Source organism: Dyella acidisoli, from assembly GCF_030160295.1.
Lineage (GTDB): Bacteria > Pseudomonadota > Gammaproteobacteria > Xanthomonadales > Rhodanobacteraceae > Dyella_B > Dyella_B acidisoli.
In genome coordinates this window covers 20,905-36,698 of sequence record NZ_BSOB01000004.1, presented here as the reverse complement: position 1 = coordinate 36,698, position 15,794 = coordinate 20,905, and the positions used below count along the sequence as shown (strand labels likewise).

11 protein-coding genes are annotated in these 15,794 nt (G+C 56.3%); 3 read left to right on the top strand and 8 right to left on the bottom strand.

Annotated elements, in window-relative coordinates:
* Window positions 1–609: 609 nt before the first annotated feature.
* The gene (locus QQJ86_RS01110) at window positions 610–1,059 is read right to left on the bottom strand and encodes a GNAT family N-acetyltransferase (RefSeq protein WP_284319051.1); all 450 of its coding nucleotides are present in this window, start codon (window positions 1,057–1,059) and stop codon (window positions 610–612) included.
* 425 nt (window positions 1,060–1,484) lie between these two features.
* The gene (locus QQJ86_RS01105; protein ID WP_284319050.1) at window positions 1,485–4,331 is read right to left on the bottom strand and encodes a hypothetical protein; all 2,847 of its coding nucleotides are present in this window, start codon (window positions 4,329–4,331) and stop codon (window positions 1,485–1,487) included.
* Window positions 4,332–4,853: 522 nt separating this feature from the next.
* Between QQJ86_RS01105 and dgt the strand changes: the two genes are divergently transcribed.
* Together dgt and QQJ86_RS22770 are read left to right on the top strand one after the other, a co-directional pair.
* Window positions 4,854–6,368, top strand: a complete 1,515-nt coding sequence (gene dgt, locus QQJ86_RS01100) for a dGTPase (protein WP_284319049.1) — start codon at window positions 4,854–4,856, stop codon at window positions 6,366–6,368.
* Window positions 6,365–6,949 (top strand): primase 1D-like protein, encoded by a 585-nt coding sequence (locus tag QQJ86_RS22770; protein WP_423372868.1) that lies wholly within the window; start codon window positions 6,365–6,367, stop codon window positions 6,947–6,949. Before dgt ends, QQJ86_RS22770 begins: the two co-directional genes overlap by 4 nt.
* A gap of 18 nt (window positions 6,950–6,967) precedes the next feature.
* Here the strand turns inward: QQJ86_RS22770 and QQJ86_RS01095 are convergent, their stop codons facing one another.
* Window positions 6,968–7,453 carry an isochorismatase family protein gene (locus QQJ86_RS01095; protein WP_284319048.1) on the bottom strand — a complete coding sequence of 162 codons (486 nt, stop codon included), beginning with the start codon at window positions 7,451–7,453 and terminating at the stop codon, window positions 6,968–6,970.
* Between the two features lie 184 nt (window positions 7,454–7,637).
* Between QQJ86_RS01095 and QQJ86_RS01090 the strand changes: the two genes are divergently transcribed.
* Window positions 7,638–8,456 carry a helix-turn-helix domain-containing protein gene (locus QQJ86_RS01090; protein ID WP_284319047.1) on the top strand — a complete coding sequence of 273 codons (819 nt, stop codon included), beginning with the start codon at window positions 7,638–7,640 and terminating at the stop codon, window positions 8,454–8,456.
* A gap of 6 nt (window positions 8,457–8,462) precedes the next feature.
* Here QQJ86_RS01090 and QQJ86_RS01085 read toward each other — a convergent pair whose 3' ends face one another.
* The 5 genes from QQJ86_RS01085 to QQJ86_RS01065 all read right to left on the bottom strand — a co-directional run bounded on the left by QQJ86_RS01085 (window position 8,463) and on the right by QQJ86_RS01065 (window position 15,594).
* Window positions 8,463–9,452, bottom strand: a complete 990-nt coding sequence (locus tag QQJ86_RS01085; RefSeq protein WP_284319046.1) for a VOC family protein — start codon at window positions 9,450–9,452, stop codon at window positions 8,463–8,465.
* A 97-nt stretch (window positions 9,453–9,549) separates the two neighbouring features.
* Window positions 9,550–11,220: an EAL domain-containing protein gene (locus tag QQJ86_RS01080; RefSeq protein ID WP_284319045.1), complete on the bottom strand. Its 1,671-nt coding sequence runs from the start codon at window positions 11,218–11,220 to the stop codon at window positions 9,550–9,552.
* The gene (locus QQJ86_RS01075; RefSeq protein WP_284319044.1) at window positions 11,217–11,606 is read right to left on the bottom strand and encodes a response regulator; all 390 of its coding nucleotides are present in this window, start codon (window positions 11,604–11,606) and stop codon (window positions 11,217–11,219) included. Before QQJ86_RS01075 ends, QQJ86_RS01080 begins: the two co-directional genes overlap by 4 nt.
* On the bottom strand, window positions 11,603–13,750 hold the full coding sequence (locus tag QQJ86_RS01070; RefSeq protein WP_284319043.1) for a response regulator: 2,148 nt from the start codon (window positions 13,748–13,750) through the stop codon (window positions 11,603–11,605). Before QQJ86_RS01070 ends, QQJ86_RS01075 begins: the two co-directional genes overlap by 4 nt.
* Before the next feature lie 401 nt (window positions 13,751–14,151).
* Window positions 14,152–15,594, bottom strand: a complete 1,443-nt coding sequence (locus QQJ86_RS01065) for a glycoside hydrolase family 125 protein (protein ID WP_284319042.1) — start codon at window positions 15,592–15,594, stop codon at window positions 14,152–14,154.
* Window positions 15,595–15,794: the final 200 nt, after the last annotated feature.

Genomic DNA, 15,794 nt, shown 5'->3' with positions numbered 1-15,794 from the left:
CCTTCCCCTTTTTGGATAAGGATGCAGCCGCATCAATCTGCCTCCGACGGGATGTCGGAACGCGTATAGCAATTGAGACTGATAACTCCCCTCCGGCGAGACTGACGTCAAGCCTGTGAGTTAGGTATCACACAAGATCCTGCTTCGATGTGAATCCGCCGGTAAAATATAGTTAATATAACAACGGTATTTTGTGTTATTAGTCGTGCGTGCCATAGATTCTCTTGGAGAAAGAGATAAAGCGAGTCGATTATTCAATCATTGGCCAATTCAGAGGCCGCGCTTGCTTCATCTGCGCCTAGTCGTGCTCAAAATCCTTCAGGAATTGGTCCTCTCCACAATTAAGCTTTGAGTATGTCCGCCTGGCAGTGATGCCTGCATAGCCAAGGAGAGGCCGGGCATCTGACCATTCTTGTCATCTGTCCTTGTCGCGGAGCGTAGAAAACCCCATAACCCTGTCGCAGACTGACAAGCGAGAGCATTCTTCGGAAAGTTTTTCCTTGTAGATCAAGGTATTGGTTGGTGCGACAAGGTAAGACGACACGGACAACTGCGTAACGCCATCACGGCGCGCTGCGTTCACTCCAACGGTGGATCGCCCACTGGCTTTCAGACAATTGAATCGCTCTCGCTACCCGACTCCAGTAGCAGGTACTCGCCGTCGCCCGACATGCCTGAGCCGATCTCGACGAAGCCGCATGTGCGATAGAAAGCCAGCGCCACTTCGTTCAAACGCAGGCACTTGAGCCTGTAGCGTGTTTCAGGCCAGCCTGGCAGCACGCGCAGCAGCGCACGGCCGACACCACGCCGAAAAAATTGCCGGTCGACGTGCAGGTGATGTATGAAACCGTCAGGCTCCCATACCGAGATGAAGCCGGAGAGTCGCCCGCTGCCGTCTTCAGCGACGAGCAGCAGTTCGCCCTGGGTTTGTGTGTCGAAATCAGCGAGCTGGAACACGTCCGGCGGCTGCCAGGCGAAGGTCTCACGACGTGAATTCAAGAACAGCGCTCGCAATGCCGGCAGATCGTCTGCGATGGCAGGACGCACGGTGATTGTCATGATCGGATTTCGAAGCAGGCATCTAAACCGAAGAAATCGGCATTTTGCTACATGTTAAACAAAGGGAAGTCCCTCAATGCTCGTAAATACAGCGAATGGAAGCTGGGGTCAGGGTCGACCATTCCACTAGTGCCAAAGCCAACGCAGTGTCGTAGTTTCGAGGACGCGCAAACAAGACGTGCCATTTGCTTCGGCTCGGTGCGGCAACACCTGCCATTGCACACCGACATTCGAGATCCAACGCATCAAATTGAGTGCGTGGCGTTGCGGGTATTGACCGCAGTACCAATCTCGATCCTAAGCGATGCCCTTTTCCAGAAGGTGCCCCTGGATTCGTTCTCTAAGCGCATCGCTGTTGCACATCACGTAGCCAATTTCACCGGCTTATACGCATTGCACAAGAATCTTAGATAAGTTTTGGTGGTTCAATCGCAATCGTCCCGTAACTTGATGTCCAAAGTGATTCGTTTGATCCGAACTGATTCGACATCATGGGCTGAAATCCGCAAGCACTTCAGTAACTCCTCCGCCTCTTCTGCGCAACACTTGTCCCCTTTGCCTTTTGTCTCGGGCGGGGGAGATATAAGGTTCGGATCGATCAGATATGACATCCCACCAATTGGAATGCCATTGGCGATCAAGCGCACGACGATGCGCGACCCGGTTCCTGTGCGAGGTACGTCTGACGGAGAGAAATCCGATCCAGCTCGCAACCGCAAAAGCACCTCACGGCTGCCGTACGATGGCAGCGAGAATGAACTGCCACCTGGGTTTTCGTAGGCAAAACTCCAGCCACGTCGACTCAGCCAATCCGGAATCAAGGTTTCGAGTTGCATCCTGCTTTCAAAACCGTACGGATTGTTCACCCAGAAGTGGCGCGGATTGAAAGAATCGATGAGGCCCTTGATGCCGCCGCCTCCCGCGACCGGCGCGACGTTGCGCTGTCCGATGTTGTTGTCGAATGGCACCAGCCGCCAATGAGGTGTCGGTCCTGTCGCACAAGGAAGGCCTGAAGCGGGATCAGCATTGCTAAGGTCACCCGATGCGGAGACAGACATGAGCATGCACTCATGGCCGATTTCCGAAGGTGTCCACTCAAATGGTCCCACAAGTACCGTCGCCCCTGGCGCGATGGTTCCCGGTACCGTGATCGAGGTAGTCGTCATCGCCTGCCAGTTATCTGGCCAAAGCAAGCCGGCTGATGGTTTGCAATGGTACCCACTCACCACCACGCTGCTCGCCGGCTGAGTGCCGCGATTGCTAATGTTGACGTACGCGTAATTGGTCTGTCCCACGATGGGCGTCTGATGATCAGTCGGAGTCGTTGAGGGATTCGGAGCGAGCAAGTTCCATATATTGGTGTTCTCCCAGAAATCCTCGAGATAGTTGTATTGACCACCAAAACCGTTGTCGATGTAGACATCCACGTCGGGCGGTGCACCCGGTGTACTCACCGGCGTCGGAGCGCCGGTTGGCTGGTAGAGACCCTGCTGCTCGAAGGCCCAGCGCACGACCTTTCCGATAGCGCCTCCGGGCACGCTCACCATCCCACCAAATACGATCGTTTGATACGGTATCGTGAGGCCTGCGTCCGCATTCATCAGTGCCTGAGCATACGATTCGGCAGTTGTCGGTGTTGAGGACGCAAGCGGCAGGCTAGCCATTCCGTGTGTCATCACCAGCAGCACATACCGCGATGCAAGCGTCTGCTTGTCGAAATACGGCGAATCACCACCAGTCGATCGATACAAGCGAAATAGCGCGGTTGCCAGAATCTCTTCGGCTTGATACCCACCCGCACCATCGTCCTGCGTCCCCCCAAACGCCCATCCCAGCGAGACATCGCGATCGTGCCGCCGAGGAACTTCAGGAACCCATGGGAAGGACAGGCCACGGTCCGGTGCTTTCGAGCCCGGATCCATGTAGATAGAACCAAACCCATCTCCGCCATTGTGCGCAAACCCGAGGTCCGCATCCCCCGTGCGTTCGTACAACATGCCGTGGACGAACTCATGCATCGTTACGCGCCAGTCTGTTGCGATCCCAACCGGGCAACCAGTCTGCTCTATGCCGCTGGTTATCTCCCAACCGTTACTAGTGGGCACGAAATGCGAATTGACGTCGGTTTCGCTGAGGAAACCTGCAGGCAACGGAAATGTCGTTCTTTGAGAGAAGAAATTCGTGATTGGCGAATAGCCAAAACTCTCGACCAACCGGAACAGTTCGTCGATGTGATAGTAAGCACAGACAGCGGCGAAGTCGGAAGTTGGCACCGAATAGGTGAAGTCGGTCGGCGGCGGGGTAACGGTCGGCGGTGCACTAGGCCCGCTGAGCTGCACGACTGTAACGTAGTTTCCATTGAGCCCTTGGGGCGTTGCGGATACGAGCCCCTGTAACGTCACACTGGTGCGTAACGGGTCCAGAACGCTCGCAGCGGAGCAGGCGGTGATCGTCGTGTCACCGGTTGTTGTGATCGGATCTGCGACATAGACGCTACCTGTCCAAGCCTCGGCCATCGCCCGCAGATAGACCACAGAGCATGTAGTGACTTCGATGAACGCGCGCCATAGCAGGCGGGGAAACCGCGGAAGCACTGGCAATTCGAACAGCAGCTCCTTCACGACGTAATGCCGCCCATCGACGAGGCCTGGATCAGGAGGAGTCAAGGGCAGCGTTGGTGATTTCTCAGGGCGCAATCCATTGCTGGACTTGGATGGCGCTGACGGAACGCGCTTCGCCGCGTCGTAGCGATAGATCCACAGCCTTTCCGCGCTGATGACAACCTGTTCCTTGTCGCGCTCGATATTGAGCAACTTTGACAGTTCCTCTGGAGTGATGCGGCCGCGCAGGCACTTTGCATCGGCGTTCGGTTTGCTGGCGTCGATGACTGCATGCAGCGCGCTTTGGGATGATGTAGCGCGCAGAGGTGTACTCAGCATAGCCACCGTAAACCCAGCTTCCCAGACTGGCAGACCGAAATGGGTCTGCTGGTAACTTACGGTTGCCGTGCCCGTTATCGTGTCCTGACGGCCGAATCGCAGTTCAGTGCCGACGTTTTCAAGTGCATCGGACGGTGTCGCGGACAGGGCTGTCAGCCACGAAGGATCTATCGAAAAGATAGTTGCTACGTCTTGAAGGTATATTTCCGCGAGCCTTTGAGCGTTCAGCACGAGTGCTGAAGCAACATAGGGCTGCCCAAGATGCATGAGGCCCCTCACGGTGCCGGTCGAGTCGCGTTCTACTTGGACAGCGGGAGAAAGTATGAAGGCCATAATCTGCACTCCTTCGTTTGGCGCAGCTCTAGCGACCGCTAGAGGCAATGCGCGTCGGACGCAAATTCGCTTACCTACAGCGCCACATACAATCCCTTATTGTCCGGCGCACTCACTCACCCCGCGAAAGGGGAGCCCTTTCGCACCACTAATAGAACTTAGTTGACCCCGTACACGTTGAGTTTGGCGACTCACTTGTTTTTGTAGTATGGCGTAAATCACGTTAACGGGACGTCGAAAGCGGCTTCGTCGGAATGCGAATGCCCGGGGGAATGTTGTCTCATCATTATTTAGCTCAGCCTGACGCGATTCGGTAAAAAAGTGGCTGATAAGTCGTAACGCCGAACGATAGCGTTGGACGAGACGTTCGGAAGAGGGTCATATTCGTTAAGCTTTGCAGTGCGTGCTGGCCGAAAAACAGAGTCATTGGCGACTTCGCTGAAATGGACATTTTCGGATGGGGTGTACAACTTCGCCAATTGTGGAATCACTCATTGCCTATCACGTCAAAGGGGTCATTCGATGGCGCGTGCAAAGAAAAATCCAGAGCAGGATATCGCTGCGCGGTATCAAAAGTTGCTTCAAGTCACCCGCTTCAGACCATCGCAGTCCAATCGCAACCAGACGCTTTCGATTGAAGCAGCGAGCGATCGAGGCCGTATTCTTTTCTCCAATGCATTTCGACGCCTTCAATCAAAGACTCAGGTCTTCGATCAAGAGTTGAATGCGTCGGTTCGAACACGCCTGACTCATTCACTGGAAGTTGCATCTGTTGGGCGCTATCTCGCAGATGTCGCTGCTAGAGAAATGCTGAAAAAAGGTTGGCTTGGGCCATTGGGGAATGAAGAGACATTGGATGTGTCGAGCGCTGTGGTGACCTTTGTTGAAGTTGCCTGCCTCATGCACGATCTTGGCAATCCGCCATTTGGCCATTTCGGCGAGAGCACCCTGCAAGCTTGGTTCGAAAATCACCAGGACAAGTTTTGCGCTAAGTTCTCAAAGAACAAGCGGACCAAATTCGAATCGCTTTACCGTGATTTTCGACACTTCGATGGCAATCCCCAGGGTTTTCGAATTGCGACAAAATTGCAATGGGTCAAGGACGAGCATGGCTACAATCTGACCCATACCCAGCTAGCCGCGATGCTCAAATATCCATGGACGCCGGATCATGTTGGACAGAAACGCGATGGCAAAACCATTAAAAAGGCTGGGGCTTTTTATAGTGAAGAAGAGGTTATTAAGGGGGTGTACTCCGCATTGGAGATGAATGTTGGTACGCGACACCCTCTCGCTTACCTGATGGAAGCATCTGACGATATATCCTATTGCCTCAGCGATATAGAAGATGCTTTCGAAAAGAACGTCATCAGAGGCCACGATTTTGTCGACTGGTTACGCAAAAAACTTGGTGGAACAACAAGCGGAGCTGTCAGCAAAATTCTCTCGAATCTTCCTGAAGACGCCGATGCCACGGTAGAAAATGAATCACGATTTGCCTGGTACGTGAAGTTCAGGACCGACGTAACTAACACGTTGGTCAACGAAGCGGCAAATCTATTCATCCAACATCAGGAAGACATACTCAAAGGTTTATACTTTGATCTGCTCGACAGATGTGACACGGCGAAACAGATACTCGGTGCCGTCAAAGATTTCTCCACGGAGCATCTATATACGAGTCGTGTTGTCCGCCAGCGGGAGCTTTTGGCGTTTGAGGTCATCACCGGCATTCTTGACCGGTTTGGTGCACTTTTGGATCTGCCATCCAATCAAGCGTATGAACTGATCACAGGGAAGCATGTGAAAAATCCGGAGCACATCCTTGCTCCAACCCTATGTAGTTTCCTGGGTAAGAAACAGGTTCTCGCTTATCGGTACGCGACGGACGTGAATAGTGGAACCAGCGAGGAGCGCGAGTTTGGGGAATGGTTTGCGCGTACACACCTTCTGGTTGACTATGTCTCAGGTATGACCGACGACTACGCAATTGCCAGCTTTCAGCGCCTTTATGCCGGCGGCCCTCGATACATATGAAAGACATGAATCTAGACGTACATCCCATCAGTCTCGTGCCTAGATGGCTAGCCGATGTGGGAGATGGCTGGGACGCTCACTTTTCAAGGTACGTTTATGTACCGCAGTCCGTTGAGGATCTGCGTACACCTGTTCGAGTTCCTCTGGCAGGAGTTACGCATGCGTGGTTTAGAGATCAGCTGGCCCGACTTTCTCCCAATGAAGAGTTGGCCATGCATTCGATCCTCACGCAGGGGCGCCGAGTAAGACACATACCTATGGCCGATCTTGTCGTGAAACCTGGACAGATTGGTGAAGTGACAAGGTGGGCTGATCGCTATCTTGGTATTGACCTGGATTTTTTCGATAGCGGTCGATCGCTTCACGCATACGGAGTTCGCCCCATTTCTGAGACGCAATGGGTGCACCTAATGGGGCGATTGCTTTTAGGCAATATTCCAAATCGCGAACCGGTCGTGGACTCAAGATGGGTCGGCCATAGATTGCTAGGAGGCTACTCTTCTCTGCGATGGAGCAAGAACACGCCGCATTACCTCAAATGGCCGACTCTCATACGAGGCGCCGCTATGAAGGATGATTAGTCATCCTTCACCACCTGGTTACTTGCCATAGGCTTGAGCGAGTTGCCCAACCAGCTTCGCCCAGCCCATATCCATGGCCGCATAGACTTCGAGAGCTTCCGGTCGCGCGTTGTCCTTCAAGATCTCGACCATGAGCGTCGCGTAGTCAGAAAGAATCACACCCGCCTGCTGCATACGCATCAGACCAACCTGGCGCTTGGTTTCGGAGAACGTGCCGGATGCATCGACGGCGACGTACGCGTCGAGTGCTTTGCCCACCGCGGTGATGGCCGGAAATGCGGCGCAAACTTCCAGCGAGATGCCGGCGAAGATCAGCTTGTTTCGATCCGTTCCCGGAATGACCTTGGTATCGTCGCACTGCCGGGATATACATGTCGCGCGGAAGTGAAAGCCGGTGCCCTTCGCCGAGTGCTGCCCGAGTGGATAGCTCGAGATTCCACCTTGACGGCGCTGATGCCCTATCGCCATGGCCGCTTGCCTTCCGTCAATGCCTTCCTTGATCACCTTGCGACTGAGTTACCTGGAGCTGTGTCGCTTTAGCTTGAAGGTCTACGCATGCAAACATGCATTTCGTCACATGGTCGGGTGAGCCGTGTGGCAATAACCTGTCGTGAGCAGACCGCGCTGACGTCTGCATCAACAAGCGCGCGTTGCAGGCCGCAAACTCACCTGATCGAGAGCACGGTACATGAAGTCACAAGAAACCGCAGGCGATAACAAGTCACCTATCGGCGTGCTATTGCGTTCATGGCGGGAAGCTCGGCGTATAAGTCAGCTTGATCTCGCGCTGAGAGCAAATCTGTCTGCTCGACATCTCAGCTATGTCGAAACGGGCAAGGCGCAAGCGAGCCGAGACATGCTTTGTCGTCTCGCTGACGTGCTGGAGATGCCGCTGCGTGAGCGCAATGTGTTATTGCTGACCGGCGGCTATGCGCCGCAATACCCGGAAAATCCGCTGGCGACGCCTGCGCTGGAATGGATGCGGCAGGCCGTCGACCTCACTATCACGCATCAGGAACCGTATCCGGCGTTCGTGCTCGATCGCCATTGGAATGTGTTGATGACCAACCAGGCCGCCGTCCGGATCGGTAATTTGCTGATGCAGGGGCGTCAAAGCAAGCATACGAACTTGTTGCATCAGGTGTTCGATCCGGAAGACGTTCGCTCCGTCATGCTGAACTGGCCGGAGGTTGCAGAGAAATTCATTCGCCATCTGCATGACGAAATCGCCATGGCGCCATCGGATCAGATAACGCAGCATCTATTGCAGCAAGTGATGCAGTATCCCGACGTACCCGAACATTGGCGCTTCCGCGATCTGCAGCGAACGCAAACACCCGTGTTCACGTTCGTTTTTCAAAGCAGCGAAGGCGAGTTGCGCTTCTTCGAAACCATTACAACGTTCTCCATGCCACGCGATGTGACATTGGCTGAACTTCGCATCGAATCGTCCTTTCCCGCCGACGCCCACACGGCAGCGGTTTGCGCAAAGCTGGCCGCTGCCTGACCTTCTTCAGCCACACGGCCTATCGGCGGCCATGGCGTGGAATTCCATCCACACGCCGAGATCATTCTGCGTTGGAGCCAGGAATGAATCGCCCATCAATCCCTTGTAATTCGCAAGTGTCGTTTCATATCCACGCTCGACACGTCTTTTAGCCAGAGCCAGATCTTCAACACCGATGCTTACACCGAACACTTGCGGGCCACCGCTGTGCAAGGCATCGGCAGCCGTGCCTGCGCCATCCGGCTGCAGCACATAAATGCGCTTGCTGCCGACGGGAACACAAAAGCCGCTCGCCGCTACTTGAGGCATGCGCACAGGAACCGAACCTGCAAAACCCATGCGCTCGAATTGCTTGCGCTCTGAGTCGGCATTCGCCGAGAGTAGCCAGAAGGCAGACACTTCTTTTGCGCCATTGGGATGCTCGCGCATGACCTTGTCGTCGATCGCCGGGTGCGGCTTGAGTCCCTCAGGCGGGTAGTCGATGATGAAAAGAGTGGTCGAAAGCGGCTGCGTAGTGAAGGCGAAAAGCCGCCAGCGCGGTGGTTTCGATGGGCCTGCACCGTCCGGATCCGTGGGCGATGCCGAAAACATCTGTGTGGGTTTGAAGCCTTGCTCTTGCAAGAAGGCGCGTATCTGGTCAAGCGCCGACGACCGCAAACCCCAGCTTCGCGAACCCGGCCCGCCATGCAGGACGGCTTGGTCCGAATCCATGCCCGGGTCCAACTTCGGATTTGCCTGCGTAATGCCGAGCAATTCCACATAGCTGCGATCGGGCATCCGTACAAAATGATTGGCAACGCCGTTCGGATCGCGTCCCGGCAGTACCTGGAATCCGAGCTTCACCGACATGACACCATTTATTTGATCAATGCTACGCCCCCACAGCAGGATGTGATCGATCTGGGTGGTTTGAGCGGCCGGTGCTTCGGAGGCGGCGACGGGCACGGTCGTGCCTGCGGCCAGCACCAGCCCGCATAACAGAGAAGCGAATCGCATAACGCGTTGACTCCTGAGGATCGGTAGGGCGGGGAAGGGGATCGGCGTTACGTTTTCAAAGTCGCTATGGGGAAGCAATAACCTCGGAGGTTATGGCTCAATGCAAGTGCTGCAAAAAATCCGCTTCCGGCCGCGGCTGCCCAAGCAGATAACCCTGCACAAACGGACAGCCAAGTTCGCGCAGCACGGCCAGTTCATCGTCCCGCTCGACGCCTTCCACGATCACTGTCAATCCGAGCGAGCGAGCCATGCTGACCATGGATTCGAGCAGGCGACGCATTTGCATATTGGCCCCAATGCCGGTGACGAAGCTGCGGTCGATTTTCATCGTGTCGCAAGGTAGCAAGCTCACGTGGCTCAGCGATGAGAAGCCGGTGCCGAAATCATCCAACGCCACGTGCACGCCCAACGCACGCAACGATTGCAAAGCGGCGACGCACGAAGGCATGTCCGATACGTACAGGCGTTCGGTGAGTTCCACGGCCAGATGCTTGCGCACCGACTCGGACAGGTTGGAAGTAAGAATCTCCGTCACTCGTCCCGATGCCAGGCTGCGCGCAGTGATGTTCACATGCAGGCGGAACATGGATGGCAGCCCCGGGCTCCATGCTGCCAAACTGGCGATGGCGCGTTCCATGACCCAGGCGTCGATGCGAGTCATCAGTGGCGTGTGCTCGATGGCATCGAGAAACGCGCCAGGAGCGAGCACGCCACGCTGTGGATGGTTCCAGCGCAGCAGCGCTTCGGCACCAACCGGACGCGGATCACTTTGCACGGCAAAAATCGGCTGGAAATAGAGCTCCAACTCGCCGCGCTCAAGTCCTTCTTCCAGTTGCTGATGAACGGCTAGCGCGGTGCGGGTACGCGTGCGAAGCGCCGGATCGGCCAGGATTACACGCTCATCGCCCAAGGGATCGATACGGGATGCTTCGTTCATGGCCAGGCGCATCAGTTCAGCGGCTTCAATCACTGTGCCTTCGGTTGACCACATGGCGATGCTCGCCGTAAGTGCATGCATCGAGCTGTTTACGGACGACGATGCATGCGGCGTCATGCCAAGGGCGGATTGCACCTCCAGGATGAGTTGCTGCCCGGTTTGCGCATCCGGTATCAACCAACCCAGCATGTTTTCGGCCACACGTGCAACGGTGTCGACTTGTTCCCACTGCGATGTCACATGAGTGGCCAGTTCACGAAGAATGGCTGCAGCCTGGCCCTCGTCCGTGCCAAGCGCGATGTTGGCGTGGTTGTTACAGGCGACTGCAATCAGTGCGAGCGGCCGGCCGGAAGCCATCATGCGTTCGGTCCGTTCGAGCAGCGCAGCGCGATTGGGCAAACCGGTTTGCGCGTCGAAATGCGAGAGGAATGCATGCTCGACCGCGCGCAGGCGACGGCGCTCCAACACAGAAGAGATGCGCGCACGCAGCAACGGCATGGGAACGGGCTTGGCGAGGTAATCCTCGGCGCCCAGTTCGATGCACTGCGCGGCCATGGCCAGGGTGTCATGAGCCGAGATCATCAGCACGGAGATGTTGCGTAGCTGCTCGTCCTCGCGCATGGCACGCAGGACCGACACACCATCGGTGCCGGGCATCATGACATCCAGCAGCATGATGTCGGGGGGCTCTCGCAGGGCTTCGGCGAGGCCGGTCACGCCGTCGTGCGCCTCGGCCAAATGCTGAAAGCCCAATTGCTTGAGCCGCTTGCGCAGCATGAAGCGGCTGTTTTCGTCATCGTCTACGACGAGGATTCGAGCGTCCAGGCTCACGATGTACTGTCCTCCAGGCTGTCGCGCTTGATGACGCGTTGCAAGGCATCGAGCAGTTGCCGAAAGTCGATCGGTTTGGGAACAAATGCATTGGCACCTGCTTGCATGGCGTTGAGGATGTCGTCCTCCATCACATGCGCAGAGAGCACAATCACTGGCACGTCGCGGGTGAGTGGATTGGTGCGCAGTTTCTGCAAGACCTCCAACCCGCTGATGCCGGGCAGATTGATGTCCAAAAGCACCGCGTCAGGGCGCTTCCAGACCGCGGCAATCAACGCCTTTTCCCCATCTTCGACGTGACGTATCTGGATACCGTGCCGCTGCAACCGCCGACCCAGCATGAAGGCGTTATCGTCATCGTCCTCGACGTAGAGCAGGGTGGTCATGTCGCTTGTTTCACCTCCCTCTCGTTCGTCGGTATCTGCAACCGATCCAGCAGACGGTGTACCTCGCGCACGACGTCCGCGAGATCAGCCTCGCCCTTGCGGACCAGCAACACAGCGCGTTCGTACAAATTCCGCGACACTTCCGGTGTAATGTCTGCCGCTGTGACCAGCATGATGGGCACGGGGGCCAGTGTTGGATCAATACGCATGGCTTCGATCACCGCCAGGCCGTCCATGCCGGGCATGATCATGTCCAGCAGCAGCAGATCAGGCGGACTGTTACGCATGATGTTCAGAGCGTGCTCGCCATTGGGTGCTGTATCCACCTTGTGTCCTGCTTGGCGAAGCACGTTGGCAATCGAGTCGCGATAGAAATCATCATCATCCACGACCAGCAGAGAGCTGCTCTTCGGGCTGCCCACGAAACGTTGCACCAGGCGACTCAGGTGATCGCGGTCAAAGGGCTTTGTGAGATGTTCAACCACGCCAAGCACGCCGGTGCGTTGGTCCGGATCTGTGACCGTGCAGAGAATGACCGGCAATTCGGCATGTTCCGGATCAGCACGTATGGCAGCGAGCACATCCCATCCGGTCATATCGCCAAGCAGAATATCCAGCACCATGACCGCTGGTCGCAGCGAGCGTGTGAGGGCAAGCGCTTCCTGGCCGGATGAAGCGGCGACCACGTTGATGCCATTGCGCTGTAAAGCATTACGGACCAGGTCGCACGCATCGGGATCGTCGTCCACGATCAGCACCACAGGATTACGCCCGTGAGCGGGTGGAGCACCCTTGGTCAAGGGTCGAACCTCGGGGTTATCGACGTCGCCCACCGGCACCGTCACGGTAAATACGCTACCCGATTGAATGTCACTGGTGACGTCGATGCGTCCGCGCATCAAGCCCAGCAGCTGCCGCGAGATGGTAAGGCCCAGTCCGGAGCCGCCGAAACGTCGCGAAATGGAGCGATCGGCCTGCTCGAACGGTTCAAAAATGCGCTCCATTTGCTCAGTGGTCATACCAATACCGGTATCGGAAACGGCGATATGCAATTGGTCGCCGCGGTTGGAAAGCGCCACTTTCACTTCGCCATTGCGGGTGAATTTGATCGCGTTGCCGATAAGGTTGAGTACCACCTGCCGTAGCCGCGTGCTGTCAACGCAGGCCATGCCCACGCCGGGCGCAACCTCCAATAGCAGTTTATTGCCGTTGGCTCTGGCCAGTGTCTGCATGGAATTGATCACGCTTTCGACCAGGGTCTGTACGTGAACCACTTCGGCGTGAAGTTCGATGCGTCCGGATTCGACCCGCGAGATATCCAGAATATCGTTGATCAAGGAGAGCAGATGGCGTCCGGCATTGACAACGCGCTGCATGATCTCGGCCGTTTCGTTGTCTTCACGCTCTTCGGCCTGTTCAAACGTCAGTTCACTCAAACCGATGATGCTATTAAGTGGCGTGCGCAACTCATGGCTCATGTTTGCGAGGAACAGCGACTTGGCCTGATTGGCGGCCTCCGCCTCCGCCTTGGTCAGGCGCAAAGCCTGTTCCATTTGCACGCGGTCCGTGATGTCCATCGAAATCACGCCTACACCGGCCACGGCGTCGTGTGCGTCGGTAATGGGAAAGCGTGTTGTAAGAAGCCTGTGGGAACCGCCAAGGTAATCGACTTGTTCCTCGCGGGCCGTAACGTGCCGTCTTTCGATCACTTCGTGATCGTGTTGGCGTATCAAGGCGATGGTTTCCGGCGTGGCTACAACGTCGATCGTGTTGCCGACCAAATCGTTGGCGGGCCGACCCATGAGTTTGGCGGCAGCGTCATTGATGCGCAGGATGTGGCCATCCCGATCCTTCACTTTCATTGCCACATTGGAATGTTGAAAGATGTCGTCGAGCAGACGAACACTCCCGAGCATCTTTGTCCGCATCACATGAAAGCGCCACTGCATATACACAAGCCACGTGGCCAGTATCAGCAGCAACACCACCAACGCACCGATCAGATAGCCGTTGCTCAGCAACGTGTCGACTTTCGCAGAAGTGCCTGCCGTCGAAGACTTCGCGAGCAAAGGCAAGCTGACAAGGAGGAGAAAAATCCCTCCAATACTGGTCACCCTGCCGGCCGGAATAAGTCGTTTCAACACGGCTCCCCCTCCCCCTAGTAACCCGCTATGTTTTTTTCCCTGTGCGCGGGATGGCGCAGTAGAACCGCATGTTATCCCTAATCGCCAGAGATGAAAGCGTGTGAAGAGGTGCCCTAACTCGCTGACGTCTAAGGCTCTCTATTGGATCGATCCCACCGTCTAGCCCGTGAAATCCTTGTGAAGGATATGTGTAGGGTCGATGCATATTCTGCGAATGCACCAGAGAAGGCTGACACCGGTTTTTATTCAAGGCCTTTCGCGCAGAAGCCCTTGGAAGTCGGTCAGCACGCTACCTAATCTGCTGACCACCACGCCCCTCAGCCGTCTAAGTTGGGATGAAAACCCAACACCGTCTGTGGCATAGCATGGGGATGCTGGAGTTTGCACCCCAACCTACAAAATCAAAGCTCGCTGCGCAGCAAAGCCGGATATCTCTGCTGCACATCAATAATCAACTCGCCGAACAATGTATTCGCCCACGCAAACCAGCTGCGTGTGAAGCGCTTCGGATCATCCTGATCGAAGGTCTCATGGATGAACCCGGTGCCCGCATCCGTATCACGCAGCCACTTCAAACATTGCCGCACCTCGGCAACATCACGGCTGGTTTGCGCATACATCATGATCGACATCGGCCAGATCATGCGCAGCCCTTCATGCGGACCGCCGATACCTTCGGCAGCCTTGCCACGGAAGAAATACGGATTGCGTGGGCTCCACACGAGTTCGCGCGTATGGCGATACAGCGGATCGTTGCGATCGCAGCAGCCAAGGTACGGCAGGCCGAGCAGGCTGGGCACGTTGGCGTCGTCCATGAAAACCTGGTTGCCGAAACCGTCAATTTCATAGGCCCAAAACTCGTGGCCTTCGGCATCGTGCATACGGCCATCTTTGTGCACGGCCTGTTCCACTTCATTCGCCAGCGCTTCGCATTCCCCGGCGAACTCTGCATCTTTGTGTAATGCGCGACTCATTTGCGCGAGTTGGCGCAGGCTGAGCACGGCAAACAAATTGGCCGGCACGAACAAGGGGTACGTGCAAGCATCGTCTGATGGCCGGAACATCGCATGGATCATGCCGTTCGGCCGAGTAGGATTGCCGTAGCCGCCGAGCATCTGCGTTTCCGTCGGCACCTCCGAGGTGCGTTGGAAGTGGTAAGGCCCGTTATCCTGCTTGCGCTGCTGCTCGCGGAAGGTTTTGAGCACCAAATGCATGGCTTCGCGCCAATCATCATCGAACGGCTCGGTGTCGCCGGTCGCCTGCCAATAGCTGTGCGCCAGGCGAATTGGATAGCACAGCGAATCGATCTCCCATTTGCGCTCGCCTACCCCGGGTTTCATGTCGGTTAGATCGTGACGCGCCCATATCAGCGGCTGCGCATGCGGATCGGGCATGAAGGCGTTGGCGTAGGGGTCGATGCGGATGCAGCGTGCCTGGCGGCGGATCAGGCCGCGGAACAGTCGCTGCAGTGCCTTGTCGTTCTTCGCCAGCGGAATATAGGGCACCACTTGGGCTGAAGAATCGCGTAGCCACATCGCATCGATATCGCCGGTGATCACGAACGTGTCCGGCTTGCCGTCGAGCGTGCCGAGCTCCACCGTGGTGTCGAGCGTGTTGGGGTAGCAGTTCTCGAACATCCACGCAAGTTTTGGATCAGCGATGGAAGCTTTGACGTTCGCAAGTTGGTGTTCGACGGCTTCGCTGACGAACTTGCGTTTGGCCAGAGGAGGGCGTTGGCTCGTGTAGCTGGCTTGACTATTGGCCAATGTCGGCAATGAGAAGCCGGCCATGCCTGCAGCGGTGGCGGTGCTAATAAGCTTGAGGAAATCGCGGCGTGTGAGCATGGCTTAAAACATCTCCTTGCGAGGCTCCGGCTCCCTCTCCCCTCCGGGGAGAGGGTTGGGGTGAGGGGTGGGGCTTGCGCTAAAGGTTGTGATTACTTGAAACCGTTACTTGTACTGCGTGCGAGGAGAAGTTTCCCGCAAGATTGTCCCCTCACCCTAGCCCTCTCCCCGGAGGGGAGAGGGGACCAGTTCGTGGCGCA